Raw genomic sequence first — 17485 nt, 5'->3', positions numbered from 1 at the left:
TGCACCGCCATGCAGGAGCACGGGACGGCGCACGGATGAACTCCTCGTGAAAACGGGTACGCGGCCTCGGGAGCGGCGTGTCGCGTCAGCCCCCGTAGCGGCGGTGGCGGGCCGCGTAGTCGCGCAGCGCGCGCAGGAAGTCGACCTTGCGGAAGGCCGGCCAGAAGACCTCGCAGAAGTAGTACTCCGAGTGCGCGGTCTGCCAGAGCATGAATCCGGACAGCCGCTGCTCGCCGCTGGTGCGGATGACGAGGTCGGGGTCGGGCTGGGCCCGGGTGTAGAGGTGCCGGCCGATCATCTCGACGTCGACGGCCTCGGCGAGGTCCTCCAGGGAGGTGCCCCGGTCGTGGGCCTCGCAGAGCATGGAGCGCACGGCGTCGGCGATCTCCTGCCGGCCGCCGTAGCCGATGGCCACGTTGACCACTATGCCCTCGACGTCGGCGGTGGCCTCCTCGGCCTCCTTGAGCACGGCCTGCATGCCGGACGGGAGCAGGTCCATGGTGCCGACGTGGTGCACGCGCCAGCGGCCGTCGGCGGCCAGGGCGCGCACGACGCCCTCGATGATGCCGAGGAGCGGGACCAGCTCCTCCTGGGGGCGGTCGAAGTTGTCCGTCGACAGCAGCCAGAGGGTGACGACCTCGACGTCCGTCTCGGTGCACCAGCCGAGGAACTCCTCGATCTTCTCGGCACCCGCCCGGTGTCCGTGGACGGTGGTGGAACCCGCGGCCTTGGCCCAGCGTCGGTTGCCGTCCATGATGACGCCGATGTGCTTGGGCACCTGAGCGTGGTCCAGGTGGCCTTCCACCCGGCGCGCGTACAGCCTGACCAGCAGGCTGCGCAGCTTGTCGCGCAGGTTCACGTGTTCGTCAGCCCCTCCGTATGGATCGGACAGGCGCGGCCGGGGGTGTTCCCTGTCCGTGCGGCGGCCTCGTCCGTATGGCGGTCCCCGGGGGCGAAGCCTACCCCCGGCCACCCCCAGGGTCCCCCAACGGGCCGCCCGCCGCCCCCGGATGCCCGGCGGCCGCGGGGCCGGGTTCTGGACAGCGGGACGGCGGGTCCGACGGCGGGTCCGACGACGGATCGCTGACCGGGGGACGGCGCTCCCCGGGCGGGGAGGCGGCAGGGCCCCGGACATAAAACGGGCCGGTCCGTGGGGGGGAGACGGACCGGCCCGAGGGGGGGGTTTCCACCATAACCCTTCGTAAGTGATGCTGCGTGCATCAGCGCGCCACAACTACTCTCCGGATTCGCCCGACGACGTTTCGGCAGCGATGGAATCTGCCATTCCTTACCGGATCATGGCCGGTTCACAGCGACATCACAGGCAAAAGCGACCGAATGAGCCAGAAACCGAAGGGTTTGCGCCATCTGAGGTCAGCGCGGCGAGTTGTCCTTGCTTACCCCGCACGGGCGACCCGGGCGTTCACACCCGCTTGACGCCCGGGGTGCCTCACCCCGGGCCGGCCGGACCGGACACGGCCGCCGCCATCAGGGGGCACGGCGCCGCGCAGCCCCCTCCACTGCGCGATGCCCCTCGCGCAGCTTTGCTCACGCGAATTTCGTTGGTCTGAACTTACGCCAGACGGAGCAGTGACGGGAGGGACAGACGATAACGATGTGGAAACTGTGACCGGTGGGAACGGCTCCGGACCCGGTCAGACCGGCTTGCGCGCCTCGAAAAGGTGGCGCGCGCTGTACGCCACGAACGGGCCGTCCGCCGCGATCCGCCCGTGCAGCTCGCGCAGCCGGTCCTCGTACGCCTCGACCGTGAAGCCGGGGACCATCCAGACCACCTTGCGCAGGAAGTGGACGACGGCCGCGATGTCGTGGAACTCCATGCGCAGCCGCTCGGCCCGCAGCGCGACCACGTCGAGTCCGGCCGCCTCCGCCTCCACGCGCTCCCGGCCGGGGTCCCGGGCGGTGCGGGTCGCCTCGGGCTGCGGCCCCAGGAACCACTCGACGAGTTCGAAGACGCTGGCCGGTCCCACGTGCTGGGCGAAGTACGTGCCCCCGGGGCGCAGTACGCGGACGATCTCCGCCCAGTGCGGGCGGACCGGGTGCCTGCTCGCCACCAGGTCGAAGGCGCCCTCGGCGAACGGCAGCGGCGCGGCCTCGCCGGCGGCGACCACCACGGCGCCGCGCGGACGCAGCAGCGCGGTGGCCTTCGCCACGTTCGGCGGCCAGCCCTCGGTGGCCGCGAGCAGCGCCGGGACCCGCGCGGCCCGCCCGAGCGCGAAGTCGAACACCTCTCCGCCCCCGGTCTGCACGTCGAGCACCGCGTCCGCGCCGGCCAGCCGGTCCGCCAGCGACACGGCGTACCCCCAGGAGGGCCGCTCCTCGGTGGCCCGCCCCGCGAACCACGAGAAGTCCCACCCCTCGGTGGGGACGGCGGCACCTTCGGCCACGAGGTCCTCGAACGAGCGGGGGCGGGTGCGCGGAAGGGGGTTCGGGTGGCGGTGGTCGCGGTCTGGTGCCATGGCCGCGATCTTCTCAGCAGGGGGCGCGGTTCGCCGACCGGTTTACGGGGAGCGGGGGGCGGGGGGGCGGGGGGCGGGGGGCGGCGGTCGGTCGTCGCGGACCGGCGCGGCGGCGGTCAGGGCACCAGCGGGCGCACCTGTTCGGCGGTGAAGCGGAGGAAGCCCTCGGGGTCCGGTTCGTCGGCCGTGGGCTGGAGGACCACCGTGTCCGCACCGGCGTCGGCGAGGGCGCGGACGGCCTTCGCCACGGCCTGCGCGTCACCGGCCACCCCCAGGTCGGGCACGGTGTCCACGCCTTCGTTGGCCAGTTCGGTGCGCAGGCGGCGCAGGGCGTCCGGGCCGGTGGTGGTGAGGAGGTTGACGACGACGCGGTGCGGCCCGGTGCGGCCCGCCGCCTCGCGCCCCTCGTCGATGAGCCGGCGGGCCCGGCGGACGCCCTCCGGTGAGGTGGCGACGGTGAGGATCGTGCCGTCGGCGACCTCGCCGGACAGCCGCAGCGTGCGCGGCCCGGTGGCACCGGCGAGGACCGGGACCTCGCTGCCCGGCGGCGGGGGCCAGTCCAGGGCCACGTCGGTCAGCCGGACGTACCGGCCCTGTGTGGTGAGCCGCTCGCCGCCCAGCAGGCCGCGCAGCGCGTCCACGTACTCCCGCAGCAGGGTCATCGGGGACTCGGCCCGCGCCCCGGCCTGCTCCATCCAGTCCTGCACGCCGTGCCCCACCCCGATGAGCGCGCGGCCCGGGAAGAGCCGGTGCAGCGTGGCCGCCTCCATCGCGGCCACGGCCACATTGCGCAGCGGCACGGGGAGCAGGCCGACGCCGACCCGGACCCGCTCGGTCCAGGCGAGCGCGGCGGCGGCCGTGGAGATGCCGCCCTCCAGGAAGCAGTCCTCCCACAGCCACAGCTCCTCGATACCCGCGTCGTCGGCGAGACGGGCCATCGACCGCAGTCGCTCGGGGGGAAGTTGGGGACGGAAGACAGCGCCGAGAACGGTCATGCGGGCTTCCTCCCCAGGGACTTCGCCACTCATGCCGTCCGCGGCGCGATGTGTTCCCGTCAGGCCGCGGCGGCTCCCAGGAGGATGCCTGTGCACGCCCCGGCGAGCATGAACGGACCCAGCGGCATCGTCGCCCCGCGCCCGGCCCGGCGCAGCAGCACGAGGCCGAGACCGTACACGGCGCCGTAGAACAGCCCGGCGAAGCCGCCCGTGATCAGCACCGGCCAGCCGTACCAGCCGAGCGACGCCCCCAGCGACAGCGCCAGTTTGACGTCGCCGAAGCCCATTCCGGAGGGGTTGACGAGGAAGAGGACGAAGTAGGCGGCGCCCAGGGCGAGCGCGCCCAGCAGGGCGCCCGGCCAGGATCCGGCGGCGGCGGGCAGCAGCGCGGCCAGGCCCAGCAGCACCGCGCTTCCGGCGGCGAGCGGCAGGGTGAGGACGTCCGGGAGCCGCCGCACCCCGTGGTCGACGAGCGCGAGCAGGACGCCGACCGGCGCGGCCAGCAGCCAGACCCCCGCCTCCGGGCGGGGCCCGGTGGCAGCGGCGAGCGCGGCGCAGACGAGCGCGGTGACGGTCGCGACGGCCGGGGTGCTCGGCCCGTACCCCCCGCAGGGCCCGGTGGCGGCGGCGCAGCGCGCCCGCCCCACCCAGCCGCCCAGCGCCCCGCCGAACGGATGCCCGCCGGGACACTCCGCCCGCCACGGCGCACCGGCCTCCACCGACAGCCGGTGCGCGGCGCGGGGCACCAGCAGCCCGGCACCCGCGCCCCACAGGACGGCGACGACGATCAGGAGTACGCGCACGCGGGGACCCTGAGCGGGGCGGGGCCGTCGGGGCTCGGGCGGCGGGTGCCCAGGACGGGTCTGGTGAGTCTGGCGGGCCTGTTCGCCGTGCGGCTACGGTCGGTGGGGAACGTACGCGGCGCAGCGGCGGGGAGGAGGCGGCCGGCGGCATGGGGGCGCGATGGCGGGACGGGCGGGGCAGCCTGCTGGTGCACGGGGACGTGAACAAGGTGGGCGAGGTGGGCAAGGCGGGCGAGGTCGTGGACGGGGTCGTGGTGCCCCTTGAGCTGGCCACGTCCTACCGCGCCCGGACGAAGGGGCTGCTCGGCCGGGACCGGGTGGACGGTGCGCTGCTGCTCTCGCCCGCGGGCAGCGTCCACACCTTCGGCATGCGCGTCCCGATCGACGTCGCCTACCTCGACCGCCGGCTGCGCGTCCTCGCCGTCGTCACGATGCGTCCGGGCCGCCTGGGCCTGCCCCGCCTCCGCTCCCGGCACGTCCTGGAGGCGGCGGCGGGGGCGATGGCGGGGTGGGGGCTGCGGGCGGGGGTCCGGGTGGAGGTGCGGGTGTAAGGAGGGGCGTAGGGGCGGGCGTACGGGCGGGCGTAGGGGCGGGCGTACGGGCGGGCGTACGGGCGGGTGCAGGGGTGTCGGCACGGGCGGGGTCCGTCAGCTCTGGGTGCGGGGGAAGGTGACCTCCACCCGGCGGTTCTTCTTGCGGCCGTCCTCCGTGGAGTTGTCCGCGATGGGGTAGTCCTCCGCGTAGCCGCGTACGTCGAAGGTGACGTTCGGGTCGTTCAGCTCCTGGGAGAGGACGTCCTGGACGGCGTTGGCGCGCTGTTTGGACAGGACGACGCCGTGTTCGTGGGTGCCGAGGTTGTCGGTGAAGCCGAAGACACGGACCTGGGGGGCGTGCTGCCTCTTGATCTCCTGCGCGATGGCGTCGATACGGGAGCGGGCCTGGTCGCTCAGTTTCGCGCTGTCCTTGGCGAACAGCACCTCCGCCTGGAGCGCGAACGTCACGTCGGTGTTGGTGTCCTCGCGGCGCTCCTCACCGCCCTGGTCCTCGACCACCGACTTGATGTCCAGCACCTTGGGCGCGGCGAGGGTGGCGCCCTCCGGGAGCTTGAGGTCCGGGTCGTTCGGGTCGACCCGGACGGGCGGCGACGCGGACGCCTCGGTGCCCGGCGGGACGCTCGGGTCCGTACCGTCCGCACGGACCGCCGCCGCGCCGTAGAGCTGCGCGGTGAGCAGGAGGGCGGCCGCGGCGGTGAGGACGAGGGGGCCGCGGCGGGGCGGGGTGCGGGTGGGGGTGTGGGTCATGGTGGCCGCCTCACCCGGAGATCTTGATGGTGCCGCTGGAGAAGGTGGGGAGTTGGAGGGTGACGTCGGTGGTGGTGGTCGGGGGGGCGGGGAACTGCATGAAGACGGGGAGTGTCTGCCCCGACTCGATCGTCGTCAGGCCCACCGTCGTCAGCGGCCGCCCGTCCGTGTCCCGGAGCACGTAGTAGCGCTTCTTCCCGCTGGAGTCCACGAGCGTGGCTCCGCCGAGCGACTGGCCGTGCTTGATGATCTCGGTCTCGTCGCCGCTCATCTGTGAGGGGATGACGGCCGACTTCGCGCCGTCGTTCTTCAGGACGCCGTTGACGGTGACGAATCCGCCCGCGTCGCGCTGCGCCGAAGTGGCCTGGAAGAGGAGCCCGTCCGGCCCCCGCAGTTCCGCCAGGGGCGCCTGCGACTGACCCTGCTGAGCACTCGGAACTGACCCCCCGCTGTCCTTGGACACCGCGGACTTGGGTTCCGGGTGCTTGTCCTCGCCGCCACCGCCGCAGCCGACCGCACCGACGGCCAGCCCGGCCGCCATGGTCAACGCGAGCAGACCCCTGCGGGTCCTCGCAGTGAACCGAATGCTCATCGCTCTGCTTCCTTCTTCACTCGTCGTTCGCAGGTCGGTCGGCCAGGTGGACGTCGAAGAGATCCTGGGGCTCGGGGAGGTCCGCGGGGTTCTTCGGGTCCAGGTCCCACTGCTTGCCGTGGCACGTGAGCACCGGCAACGGATCGGACCCGGCATCCGCTGCCGGTGGACCGATGTCGCAGCGCGGCTCGATCACGGCCGTGGCGGACGCTTTGGAGTGCTTGGTACTCGTCAGGGGGACGACGGACTCTCCCATGGGATTGTTGGTCTCGACCCTGACTGTGTAGCCCAGGAGACGCTGCCGACAGGCACCGTCCAAGAGATGCGCGTCGTTCTGAGCGGCGAGTTCGGCGGCCCGCCAGCACGAGGAGCGGACCTCCCTGCCGTGACCGGTGAGGATGTCCTGCCACTCGTTCGGGTCGAGGACCGCCGCCACCCATTCACCCGCGAGTTGGTCCCTGGTGTCCTGGGCCGCCGCGAGCGCAGCGGCGTCCGCCGCCGTCTGGGCGCCGCTGCGGTTCACCGTCGCCTGGCCGACCGCGAAGTACACCAACGCGAGGAAGAGCAGGCCCGCCACCACCGTGATGTAGATGGGGAAGGCCTGTCCCGCGTCGCCGTACCGGCGGCGGTGTGTCAATTGCCGACCTTGCCGATCAGCCCTGTGATCTTGTTGAGGATCGTCTGCCCGATGCTCGTGCCGTTGATGACGAGCACGATCGCCACCACGACGGCGAGGATGCCCAGATACTCCACCGCCGTCTGCCCCCGGTCGCCGGTGCGCCGGCGCATCGCCGCCGCGGTGGTGTTCTTCCAGCCCTGTACGCGGACCTTGGCCGCAACCGCGGTCTTCAGCATCAGGTTGCTCATGGTGATCCCCTCCGGGTTCGGGCTCGGTGCCGGTCGCGGCAGGGGAAGGGTAGGGCGGGGCGAAGGACCGTTCCGAGGGCCCGTGGGCCCAATTCCGGGCCCAGATCCGGGGCGTCGGCATCCCGGGTCACCCCCGTCCCTGCGACGGGGAGTCCGGGGCCGTGCCGAGCCACTTGGCGGCGGCCTCGGCGCGGCTGGTGCTGTGCAGCTTGGCGAAGATCCGGTTGATGTGGTTCTTGACGGTCTTCTCGCTGATGAAGCAGGCGGTGGCGATCTGCTGGTTCGTCATGCCGGATGCGATGAGGTCCATGATCTCCGCCTCCCTCGCGCTGAGTCGGAACCTCGCCCTGTCGACCGGGGACGACTGTCTCACAGTCGGTTGCATCTGCGAAAGTGATTCGACAGAAATATTGGGAGGAACGGGAGTTGAGGTCATCGACTCGTGTGCATTCGCATCTCCGAGGCTCTCCGGCAGGGAACCCGCCGCCGGTGCGGGGAGCTGCCGCAGCCGGCCCAGCAGGGCTCCCGCCGCCGTGGCGGTGAGGTGGGCACGTCCGCGTGTGATGTCCCGTACGGCGTCGACCAGTTGGTCGGCGGTGAACTCGCCGTGGACCAGATAGCCGCCCGCGCCCCGGCGCAGGGCCTCCTGGACGACCTCCGGCTCACGGCTGTAGGTGAGCATCAGGACCGGGGCGACCGGTACGAGGTACGGCAGGGCGGAGATGCCGTCCACCCCGGGCATCCGGACATCGAGCAGGACCACGTCCGGCCGGTGCAGGCAGGTGGCCTCCCACGCCTCGCGGCCGTCCGCGGCCTGGGCCACCACCGTGATGTCCTCGCGCCCGCTGAGCAGCGCCGTCAGCCCGGCGCGGACCACCGGGTTGTCGTCCGCGACCACGACCGTCAGGGGCCGGCGGCGGCCCGGTCCAGGTTCCTGGGACGGCGGCGGGGCGGGGGGCGGGGACGGCGTCGCGGGCGGCATCGGGGCCTCCTCTCGGGTGCGGGCGGGTCCGGAGGCGGTGCGGGGAGGGCGAGGGGGGCGGTCAGAGGCGGTCGGGTGGGTGGGGCGGCAGAGCGTCCAGGGGGAGTTCGACGCGTACTTCCGTACCGGTCCCGGGCCGGTCGGCCGGGCCCACGCGGAGGCGGGCGCCGATCGCGGTGGCGCGTTCGGTCATGCCGAGCAGTCCGAAGTGGCCGCTGCCACACAGGTGTTCGAGAGTGGTGCCCGGGGGCAGGCCCCGGCCGTCGTCGCGGACGGTGAGGCGGAGCAGGCCGCCGTCGACGTCCGCGCCGACCTCGACGCAGGTCGGCGCGGCGTGGCGGTGGGCGTTCTCCATCGCCTCGGCGGCGATGGCGAGGAGATGGCGGGCGACGGCGGGCGGCAGCGGGGGGAGCGGAGGGGGGCAGGTCACCGGCTCACGGCTGGTGACCGGGACCGTCGTCGTGGTCGGTGTCGTGGTCGAAGTCGTGCTCGTGCTCGTGCGGCAGGTCGTCGGCACGCCCGTGCGGGAACTGAACGCCCTTGCCTCGGCGGCCAGTTCCGCGCGCAGATCCGTCCTGCGGTCCGGGTCGTGCGCGCGCCGCAGGTCCGTGAGGAGTTCCCGTGACTCGGCGGCGGCGCGGCGGGCCGAGCGGGCGACCAGGTCGGCCTGCCGCCGGATCAGGGCCGGGTCCGGGCGGCCCGCCCCGGCCGAACACGCCAGGCCGTCGGCGGCCAGGGCCACACCGTGCAGGGTCTTCGCCACCGAGTCGTGCATCTCCCGTGCCAGACGCGCGCGTTCGGCGTTCACGGCCTCGGTGACGGCGAGCCGTGCCTGGACCGCGGTCAGCGTGCGGGTGGCCTCGCCGAAGCGGAGGAGCAGCGTGCGCTGGGTGGCGCCGACCGCGCCCACGATCAGGCACAGGCCGGGGAAGAGGGCGGACTGGGCCAGGTCGGCGTGCGGTTGCCTGGCGGCGATGTGCACCAGCAAGAGGATCAGCGACTGGAGCGAGGCGAAGAGCGCCGCGCCGCGCCAGCCGTAGACGAGGCCGGCCAGCAGCGGGGTGCAGACGCTGACGTACGCCAGGACGCTGTCCGGTCCGGCCGCGATGAGCGGGAGCGCGCCGAAGAGGGTGTCCAGGACGAGGAGGGTGGGGTGCCGCAGGAGCAGCGGGCCGAAGCGCTCCCAGTCCCGGAAGAGGACGTAGGAGCCCATGAAGGTGACGACCACCGCGGCGCCCACCAGGCGGACGGCGAGGCCGGGGGCGGCGTGCACGAGGGCGACGGGGGCGGCCAGCGCGATCATCGCCAGGCGGAACGCGAAGACATGGCGGCACATCGCTTGTAGGGCGCTGATCTGGAGCTTTTCCGGCGCGAGGGGGTGCGGGGCGGGAGCGGGTCCGAGGGCGGGGACACCCTCAGGCGCCTGTACGTGCACCTGCACCTGTATCGGGGCAGGGACCGGCGCGGGCCCAGGCGCGGGCGCAGGCGCAGGCTCGGGCGCCCCTCCCCCTCCCCCCGCTTCCGCCGCCGTGCGAGGCGCGTGCCGGAGTGAGCCCGTGCGGAGGTGGCGTTCCTCCGTGGTCGGCATGGTCGTACGCATCTGGCCCCTACTCCCCTGTGACGGAGCCGAAGTCCACGCCGGAGCCCAGGAGGAGGCCCGCGGCGAGGAGGATGAGGGTGGCCGGGACCATGAAGGTGGTGATCATCATGGTGGCCTTGGGCACCGCGCGGGCGGCCTTGCGGCGGGCGTTCTGCGCGTCGGTGCGGCGCATGTCCTTGGCCAGGGACACGAGTGTGTCGACGATCGGCGCGCCCAGCTCCTCGCCCTGCTGGAGGGCGGTGACGAACATGGCGACCTGCTCGGAGTCGTTGCGGCGGCGCAGTTCCGCGAACGCCTCGCGGCGGCTCATGCCGAGATCCATCTGGCGCAGGGTGATGCGCAGTTCGTCCGCCCACGGGCCCTCGTACCGGGAGGCCACCCGGTCCAGCGCCTGGCGGAAGCCGAGCCCGGCGCTCACGACGACGGCGAGGACGTCGAGGAAGTCGGGCAGCGTGCGCTCGATGACGTCGCGGCGGATGCGGATGGCCGACCAGATGCCGACCTCGGTCCAGAACGCGCCGAAGGCGAAGAGCAGGAGCGCGACGACGTACTGGCCGCGCAGCAGGGAGATCAGGCCGCCGAAGCCGCCGAGGAAGCCGTAGACCGCGCGCCGGGCCGCGTAGCGGTCGATGGTCAGGCCGCCCGGGTTGCCCGCCAGGTCGATCTTGCGGCGGTAGCGCGCGACCAGCTTGGGGCCCATCAGCCGCAGTACGGCGGGGGCGTAGCGCATGCCCAGGCGGTCGATGACGGAGCCCACCGCGCCGGTGCGGGTGGCGCCGACCTCCAGGGCGAGGGCGAGGTCGCTGGGCAGCCGCGCGTCCGCGCGGTACATGCGGACACCGGCGAAGACGCCCGCGACGCTGAGCGCCGCCACCAGGGCGAGCAGCCATGCCATCGTCGGTTCTCTCCTTTCTGTCGTCCCGTCTGTCTTCCCACGCCTGCGGTTCTCGCGGTTCTCGCGGTTCTCGCGGTGCTACACGTCGATGCGGGACATCCGGCGGATGAGGAAGAAGCCGACGGCGTAGAGCGCGAAGGCGACGATCACGGCGCCCTGGCCGAGCGGGGAGCCCGTCATGCGCTCCAGGGCGCCGGACTTGACGCCGTTCATCAGGAAGAGCGCGCCGACGCCGAGCACGGGTACCGCGTACGAGGTCATGTTGACCTGGGAGAGCTGGGTGCGGACCTCGCGGCGGGTCTCCTTGCGCTCCTCCAGGGTCTCGGTGAGGTTGCGCAGGGCGCCGACGACCTGGCCGCCGGCGCGGTTGGACAGGACGAGGGTGGTGACCAGGACGACGAGTTCGCGGGAGGGCAGCCGGTCGGCGAGTTCGCCGAGGGCGTCGTCCATCGAGGCGCCCAGCGCGAGCTGGTGGGCGACCTTGCCCAGCTCCTCGCCCGCGGGGGCCTCCAGTTCCTCGGCGGCCATGCCGATCGCGGTGCGCAGGGCGAGGCCGGCCTGGGTGGCGTTGGCCAGGATGCGGGCGAGTTCGGGGAGCTGGTTGATGAACTTCTCGATGCGTTTGGCGCGCTGCCAGTTGAGGAACTGCACCGCGGCCCAGACGCCGAGAAGCCCGGCGAGCGGTCCGAAGAACGGGGCCAGGGCGGCCTGGCCGATCAGCCAGAGGGCGGCCACCACGGCGAGCATGCAGGCGAAGAACTCGCCGGGGGTGACGTCGAGGCCGGTGGCGGCGAGCCGCAGTTCCAGTCTGCGGCCGAGGGCGGTGCGGCGCAGCCTGCGGTCCAGGGAGCGGAAGCGGCGTCTGCGGCCCGTCTCGGTGCCGCCGGTCAGGGCGAGCCGGTCGACGAGTTCGGCGCGCTGGGCCCGGCCGGAGGTGTAGGCGTGCAGGCCGACGACGGCCAGGACGCAGGCCAGCAGGGCGACACCGGTGGTGAGGGTGACGAGGGTACTCAGTTCCATGGGGTGGCTCCTGACCGCGGGACGGCTCCCGACCGCCTGGTCCAGGCTCGTCGTGGCCGGGTGGTGGTCGTGCTCGTCGTGCTCGTCGTGCTCGTCGTGCGGCTCATACCGCTCATACGGCTCATACGGCCTCCCGGGTGGCCAGTTGGTCCGTGGACCGGGCGACGCCGAAGGCCGCGGGGACGGGCTGGCTCGCCATGTGGAGGCGGTCGGCGGCGCGGCGGGGCAGCGGGTGGTGCTCGAAGGCGCCGTGGATGCGGCCGTCCGCGGTCATGGGCCGGGCGGCGAAGCGGGCCACGGTCGCCAGCCGGTACGGCTCGCCGCCGTGGCTGTCGAGCAGGGCGATCTCGGTGACGCGGCGGGCGCCGTCCGCGAAGCGGGTGAGCTGGACGAGGACGTCCACGGCGCTGTTGATCTGGTCGTGCAGGGCCGGGAAGGGGATCTCCACCTCGGACATGGAGGCCAGGGTCTGCAGGCGCATCAGGGCGTCCTCGGCACTGTTGGCGTGCACGGTGGCCAGCGAGCCGTCGTGGCCGGTCGACATGGCCTGGAGCATGTCCAGCGACTCGCCGCCGCGGACCTCGCCGACGACGATGCGGTCGGGGCGCATGCGCAGGGAGTTGCGGACGAGGTCGCGGATGCTGATCCGGCCGCGGCCCTCGACGTTGGGCGGGCGGGCCTCCAGGCGTACGACGTGGTGCTGCTGGAGCTGGAGTTCGGCGGAGTCCTCGATGGTGATGATGCGCTCGCCGTCCGGGATCAGCCCGGACAGGGCGTTGAGCAGCGTGGTCTTGCCGGTGCCGGTGGCGCCGGACACGATGATGTTGAACCTGGCCTGCACCAGTCCGGCGAGCAGATAGAGCATGTGCTCGTCGAGCGAGCCGAACCCGATCAGCTCCTGGAGGGTGAAGGAGCGCGGGAAGCGGCGGATGGTGAGGACGGGGCCGGTCAGCGACAGCGGCGGGATGATCACGTTGACGCGTTCGCCGGACGGAAGCCGGGCGTCGACCATGGGGTTCGTCTCGTCCACGCGCCGGTTGACGGTGGAGACGATCCGTTCGATGGTCTGCATCAGCTGCTCGTGGGAGGCGAAGCGGAGCGGGAGCTGTTCGACCCGGCCGCCGCGCTCCACGAAGATCGCGTCGGGGCCGTTGACCATGATCTCGGTGATGGACGCGTCTTCGAGCAGGGGTTCGAGGATGCCGAGGCCGAGGGCTTCGTCGACCACCCGGCGGATCAGCTGGGAGCGCTCGGCCGTCGACAGGACCGGGCCCTCGCGGCTGATGATGTGCCCGAGCACCCGTTCCAGCCGTACCCGGCGCTCGGCGGGCGCGAGCGCGCTCATCTCCGCGAGGTCGATCTCCTCCAGGAGCTTCGCCCGGTAGGAGGCGACCAGGTGGGCGTCCTCGCCCCGGCTGCCTTGCTCCTGCGGGGAGTTGATGCGTGCGCGCAGACTCATGGGGGCGGGGCTCCTCGTCCTCGGTCACTGGTCGAGCGGGGGTCGTCTAGCGGCATGGTGGCGGTCTTGCGAACGGTGCCCACCGGGTTCCACAGCGGGATGACGGAGGGGATGCGCACGGTGGCCGTGACGGTGACCGTGTCGCCTCCGGGCGCGGGGACGCAGGTGGTACGTCCGGAGAGCCCGCCGCTGACCGCCGCCGCGCACGCCCCCTGCGCGTCGTGACCGAGCGAGGCCGCGCGCGCCCCCGCCCGTGCCGCCGTACCGGCCTGGAGGGCGCAGAAGGCGACGAGTCCGATCTGGATGGCCGCGAGGCCGACCAGCAGCAGGACCGGGACGAAGCCCAGGTACTCGATGGCGACCTGACCGCGGTCGGCGCGCGCCCCGTGCCGGAACCGCCGGACCCACCGGTCCCACCGGTCCGGTCGACCGGATCCGAGCCACCAGCCGTACGGTCCCGAGCGCCCCGAACTCATCGGCCTCCCCGGTCTCACCCGCCCCGGCCTCCCCGGTCTCACCAGCCGCCCCGGCCCCCTCGACGGTCCCGGCCGCCCCAGACCTTCGCGCACCCGCATCCACGGCATCTCAGCGCTTCACCTCCTCCACGGCGGCGGCATGGCCGCTCACCGGGACGGGGAAGCCGACCAGACCCGGCAGCAGGACGGGGACGCGCAGGTGCACGGTCGCCGTCACATAGCCGCTCCCCCGCCCTCCGCAGTCGATCGCGGCGTCGCCGCGCCACGCGCCCGGCAGCGCGCCCAGGGCGGCCCGCTCGCACGCGCCCTGGTAGTCGCCGGTGGCCGCGGTGCCCGCCCGCGCTCCCTCGTCGGCGGCGTTCCCGGCGAGCGTGAACGTGTATCCCAGCAGCACGCACTGCCACATCAGGACGAGCGTGACGATGATGGTCGGCGCCATGCCCAGGAACTCGACGGCGACCTGCCCGCTGTCCGACCGCAGCCGCGCCCGCGCCCCGCCGTACGGCACCGGAGACCACGCGCCCGCGCCCCGCGCGCGACCGCCCCGCACGCCACCGCGCAACCGGCCCCGCACGTCACCCCGTAACCGCCCTCGCCCCCTCGTCGCCCCACTCGTCCCCCCGCTCATCCCCCCGCCTCCCTGCGCCGCCGGAAGCTGACCGAGCCCCGGTCGCCGCGCATCCGGCCGTGTCCCTTGGCTGCGGTCACCGGCCGCTTGACCAGACCGAGTTCGGCGGCCAGGCCCCACAGGGCCTGCTTGACCGTGCTCCGGGCGTCCAGTTCGTGGATACGGCCGGCGTCGACCAGGCCCTGGAGCTCCTTGAAGTTGGCGGGGACGGCGGTCGCGGCCACCGGCGTGCCGGTGATCCGGCCGATGAGCGCGGGCTGGATCTCCGTGGCCCGGTTGTGGCGGTTGACCACCACGATGGTCTCCTCCGCCTTGCGGACCTGCAGCCGGTCCCACATCCGCACGGTCCGCTTCGCGGCGCGCACCGCGATCACGTCCGGGGTGGTGAGCAGCAGCGCGGTGTCGGCGGTCTCCACGGCCGCCGCGCCCGCGCCGCCCAGCTGGGACCCGCAGTCCAGCACGACGATCTCGTAGCGGGAGCGCAGCGCGCCGACGAGCTGGCGGGCGGCCCGGTCGGTGACCTCCTCGCCGCGTTCGCCCTCGCCGGGGGCGAGCAGCAGGGCGAGGCCGGTGTCGTGCCGGAAGACGGCGTCGGCGAGGACGCGCGGGGAGAGGTCGGTGATGGCGGCCAGGTCGACGACCGAGCGGCGGAACTGGACGTCCAAATAGGAGGCGATGTCGCCGGTCTGGAGATCCATGTCGACCAGGGCGGTGCTGTGGCCGGACGCCTGGGCGGCCAGGGCGAGCTGGACGGCGGTCAGGGTGGTGCCGACCCCGCCCTTGGCCCCGCTCACCGTGACCACGCGTCCGCCGGCCCCGCCGGACAGGTCGGCGCCGTGTCCGAGGTGGCGCCGTACGCCCACCGACCACTGGGCCACCGCCTGGACCCGGCTGGCCAGTTCCTCGTAGCCCAGCGGCAGCGGGACCAGGCCGCGGGCACCGGCGTCCATGGCGGCGGAGAACAGGCCGGGGCTCGCGTCGGAGGTGACGAGGATGACGCCGACGGCCGGGAAGCGCAGCGCGACCTCGCGGATGAGCTCCAGCGCGGGGACGGGGCCGACGCGTTCGTGCACGACCACGACCTCGGGCAGTTCGTCGATGGATTCGGCGGCCAGCCGGGCGAGGGTGTCGACGAGGTGGGTGGAGTCACCGGCGGCGGCCAGCGGTTCCGCGTCGGGGAGCTGGCTGAGCAGGGTCGTGAGGGACCGGACCGCGTCCGCGTCGCCGGCTGCCGGGAGGATCCTGGTGGGCATGGCTGCGGGCCTCTCACTTGTCGTTCGCGAGTTCGTAGGTCCGGTCCTTGGCCGGCACGTCGGTGTCGCCGCCGGGCGCCACCAGCGCGAGCCGGACCCGCTGTGCGAAGGACTCGGCGTAGGTGATGCGCTGGGCGTCGATGGTGGAGAGCGCGAAGGTGATGGGCACGGCCTCGGTGGGCTGCCGGTCGCGGCTGTCGGCGCCGGGGTCGAGGGCGGTGATCCGGCCGACGTCCAGGACGCGGGCGTTGGTCACGATGATCTTGGACTGGGCGGGGTCGCCCTGCCGCGCCCCGGGGAAGGTGGCGTAGACGTTGACGGTGGCGCCGGGGGTGATCTTGCCCGCCACGCCGGTGGCCGCGTCGATCATGATGGCGACCTCCTGCTGCCCGGGGCGCAGCGCGGGCTGGTTCACGATCATGTCGCTCTGGAGCAGGGAGCCCTGGCGCAGCGTGGTGACCGCGATCTTGCCCCGGATCTGGCCGAGGTCGGTGACGGCGTTGGGCGACAGCCAGCGCTCGGGCATCCGGATCTTCTCGAACTGGCCCGCGCTCAGCGGTGTGTACGGCTGTACGTCGGCCTTCAGCTGGTACGCCGTGACCTCCGGGCCGACCTTCGACCTGACGTCGCTGATGAGGGAGAGCACGCCGGCGAACGCGCCGAGGGCGCACAGCACGGACAGGAGCAGGAGTATCACGCCGCGGCGCTGACGGGAGTTCATGAGCCGTACGACCTCGTTGGGGGTTCGTTCGAGCGGATTCGGCGGATTCGACGGATTCGACGGGGTGCGGGCGGTGCCTGACGGTGCGGCCCGGCCGGAGGGCGGGGCGCGGGCTCAGCCGGCGGGGGCGCGGTTCTCCTGGGTCCGGTACGGCTCGTGGGCCTCGTGCCCCTCGTGAGCACCTGGCGCACCACGCGCACCGGAAGCGCCGTACGCGCCGTACTCCCCCTGGCCGTGCGGCCGTTCCCCGGGGTCGGGCGGTGCGGCGGAGCAGAAGACGCAGCGGTCGCCGATGACGTCGATACCGCACCAGTGGCACACGCTCTGCCGTACGGAGGCGACGAGTTGGTAGAGGACCGACAGGTCGGGCAGATAGCCGCAGAACTCGATCAGCTTCCCGGTGCCCCACCAAGTGGCGGACTCGGCCGGTAGGGCGGCCTCGCGCAGGCCGAGCGTCCGCCAGGCCGGGGCGAGGTGGCCGCCGATCCAGTCGGACTGGAGCTGGCCCTTGGCGACGAGCATCCAGGTCGCGAAGTCCGGTCCGGCGAGGACGGCTTCGGGGCCGACGCGCACCAACTGCGGCTGGGGATGGGCGAGGACGCCGAACTGGCTGCCGGGCACCCAGCTCCTGGCGTGCGCCTTGAGGTCGACGGGGACGCGGTCCAGGCGGGTGACGGAGTTGAGCACGGCACCGCAGTGGACGTAGTGGGTGAGCAGGCGGGCGGCCGAGGCCAGCACTCCGGGGCCGAGGTCGCAGGAGGCCAGCTGGCGTAACTGGCGGGCCAGGACGGCGACTCCGAGCGGCGGCAGGTCGGAGCGGAAGAGGGCGATGCGGTCGCTCTCCAGCAGCGAGCGCACCGTGTGCAGCCGGCGCTCGGCCCCGGTGGGCAGGGCGCGCGAGTACACGACGATCAGGTGCGGATGCTGGTCGAGCAGGGTCCGTATGCCGTCGAGCGTGCGCTCCAGGGGCTCCCGGGCCAGGTCCCCGAGGACCGCTGCGGGCACGGTCCGTTCGTCCTGGGCGGGCAGTGCCATGTCCGCGCCGGTCACCGCGATCGCAGTTGACACGCCAGCTCCCCGTCTGCCGCCGGTCGGCCCGCCGGTGTTCCTCCGGCGCACCGAGTTGACTTCACTGCGTGACTACGTGAGCACTGTAACCACGCGCCTGTGACCGGAGAACAGCGATTCGCCGTCTCGATGGCATCCGTTGCCGCACAAGTCATTTCAAACCCGGGCAGGTTGTGCGCACCGAGAGGGCCCGAAAGCGTGGCGGCGGGACGGCCGGTTGACTCCCGCCGGGCCGGGCGGCGGGCGCGGAACGGACGGCTCCGGACGCCCCGCAGGGCACGGATTTGGTCTGGACCTCTTGACAACGCAATTGGTCTGGACCAACTTGTACGACCAGCAGCGGCACCG

Annotated in this window: 19 protein-coding genes; 1 reads left to right on the top strand and 18 read right to left on the bottom strand. The window is 73.2% G+C overall.

The features are described from left to right. Nucleotides 1–85: 85 nt before the first annotated feature. The 4 genes from A8713_RS20175 to A8713_RS20160 all read right to left on the bottom strand — a co-directional run bounded on the left by A8713_RS20175 (nt 86) and on the right by A8713_RS20160 (nt 4275). Nucleotides 86–859, bottom strand: coding sequence for an isoprenyl transferase (locus tag A8713_RS20175; RefSeq protein ID WP_018565154.1), 774 nt, complete (start codon nt 857–859; stop codon nt 86–88). A 796-nt stretch (nt 860–1655) separates the two neighbouring features. Further along, nucleotides 1656–2477: a methyltransferase domain-containing protein gene (locus A8713_RS20170; RefSeq protein WP_064534975.1), complete on the bottom strand. Its 822-nt coding sequence runs from the start codon at nt 2475–2477 to the stop codon at nt 1656–1658. 116 nt (nt 2478–2593) lie between these two features. Continuing rightward, nucleotides 2594–3472, bottom strand: coding sequence for an LLM class flavin-dependent oxidoreductase (locus A8713_RS20165; RefSeq protein WP_064534974.1), 879 nt, complete (start codon nt 3470–3472; stop codon nt 2594–2596). A 59-nt stretch (nt 3473–3531) separates the two neighbouring features. Continuing rightward, the gene (locus tag A8713_RS20160; protein WP_064534973.1) at nt 3532–4275 is read right to left on the bottom strand and encodes a prepilin peptidase; all 744 of its coding nucleotides are present in this window, start codon (nt 4273–4275) and stop codon (nt 3532–3534) included. 149 nt (nt 4276–4424) lie between these two features. Between A8713_RS20160 and A8713_RS20155 the strand changes: the two genes are divergently transcribed. Continuing rightward, complete coding sequence (locus A8713_RS20155) at nt 4425–4826, top strand: DUF192 domain-containing protein (protein WP_064534972.1); 402 nt, start codon at nt 4425–4427, stop codon at nt 4824–4826. 96 nt (nt 4827–4922) lie between these two features. Here A8713_RS20155 and A8713_RS20150 read toward each other — a convergent pair whose 3' ends face one another. From A8713_RS20150 to A8713_RS20085, 14 genes are all read right to left on the bottom strand, one after another. Then, a complete protein-coding gene (locus A8713_RS20150) occupies nt 4923–5576 on the bottom strand; it encodes an OmpA family protein (protein WP_064534971.1) in 654 nt (217 codons plus the stop codon). Nucleotides 5577–5586: 10 nt separating this feature from the next. After that, nucleotides 5587–6168 carry a hypothetical protein gene (locus A8713_RS20145; RefSeq protein ID WP_064534970.1) on the bottom strand — a complete coding sequence of 194 codons (582 nt, stop codon included), beginning with the start codon at nt 6166–6168 and terminating at the stop codon, nt 5587–5589. Between the two features lie 16 nt (nt 6169–6184). Next, nucleotides 6185–6805 (bottom strand): pilus assembly protein TadG-related protein, encoded by a 621-nt coding sequence (locus A8713_RS20140; RefSeq protein ID WP_064534969.1) that lies wholly within the window; start codon nt 6803–6805, stop codon nt 6185–6187. Beyond that, nucleotides 6802–7035 carry a hypothetical protein gene (locus tag A8713_RS20135; protein ID WP_064534968.1) on the bottom strand — a complete coding sequence of 78 codons (234 nt, stop codon included), beginning with the start codon at nt 7033–7035 and terminating at the stop codon, nt 6802–6804. The genes A8713_RS20140 and A8713_RS20135 overlap by 4 nt, the downstream gene beginning before the upstream one ends. A gap of 127 nt (nt 7036–7162) precedes the next feature. Continuing rightward, nucleotides 7163–8017, bottom strand: a complete 855-nt coding sequence (locus A8713_RS20130; RefSeq protein WP_237305425.1) for a response regulator transcription factor — start codon at nt 8015–8017, stop codon at nt 7163–7165. 61 nt (nt 8018–8078) lie between these two features. Continuing rightward, nucleotides 8079–9605, bottom strand: coding sequence for a sensor histidine kinase (locus A8713_RS20125; protein WP_443069766.1), 1527 nt, complete (start codon nt 9603–9605; stop codon nt 8079–8081). A gap of 19 nt (nt 9606–9624) precedes the next feature. After that, nucleotides 9625–10512, bottom strand: a complete 888-nt coding sequence (locus A8713_RS20120) for a DUF5936 domain-containing protein (protein WP_064534966.1) — start codon at nt 10510–10512, stop codon at nt 9625–9627. A gap of 78 nt (nt 10513–10590) precedes the next feature. Next, the gene (locus A8713_RS20115; protein WP_064534965.1) at nt 10591–11532 is read right to left on the bottom strand and encodes a type II secretion system F family protein; all 942 of its coding nucleotides are present in this window, start codon (nt 11530–11532) and stop codon (nt 10591–10593) included. A gap of 121 nt (nt 11533–11653) precedes the next feature. Continuing rightward, nucleotides 11654–12991 carry a CpaF family protein gene (locus tag A8713_RS20110; protein ID WP_064534964.1) on the bottom strand — a complete coding sequence of 446 codons (1338 nt, stop codon included), beginning with the start codon at nt 12989–12991 and terminating at the stop codon, nt 11654–11656. Further along, the gene (locus tag A8713_RS20105; RefSeq protein WP_064537606.1) at nt 12988–13347 is read right to left on the bottom strand and encodes a hypothetical protein; all 360 of its coding nucleotides are present in this window, start codon (nt 13345–13347) and stop codon (nt 12988–12990) included. Before A8713_RS20105 ends, A8713_RS20110 begins: the two co-directional genes overlap by 4 nt. Before the next feature lie 229 nt (nt 13348–13576). Further along, nucleotides 13577–13975, bottom strand: coding sequence for a TadE/TadG family type IV pilus assembly protein (locus tag A8713_RS20100; RefSeq protein ID WP_079159053.1), 399 nt, complete (start codon nt 13973–13975; stop codon nt 13577–13579). A gap of 116 nt (nt 13976–14091) precedes the next feature. Then, nucleotides 14092–15348: an AAA family ATPase gene (locus A8713_RS20095; protein WP_064534963.1), complete on the bottom strand. Its 1257-nt coding sequence runs from the start codon at nt 15346–15348 to the stop codon at nt 14092–14094. 13 nt (nt 15349–15361) lie between these two features. Beyond that, nucleotides 15362–16069, bottom strand: coding sequence for a Flp pilus assembly protein CpaB (cpaB, locus tag A8713_RS20090; RefSeq protein ID WP_064534962.1), 708 nt, complete (start codon nt 16067–16069; stop codon nt 15362–15364). Nucleotides 16070–16183: 114 nt separating this feature from the next. Then, nucleotides 16184–17104 (bottom strand): hypothetical protein, encoded by a 921-nt coding sequence (locus A8713_RS20085; RefSeq protein ID WP_237305559.1) that lies wholly within the window; start codon nt 17102–17104, stop codon nt 16184–16186. Nucleotides 17105–17485: the final 381 nt, after the last annotated feature.

The organism is Streptomyces sp. SAT1 (genome assembly GCF_001654495.1).
Taxonomy (GTDB): Bacteria; Actinomycetota; Actinomycetes; order Streptomycetales; family Streptomycetaceae; genus Streptomyces; species Streptomyces andamanensis.
This window is presented reverse-complemented; position numbering and strand designations above follow the sequence as displayed.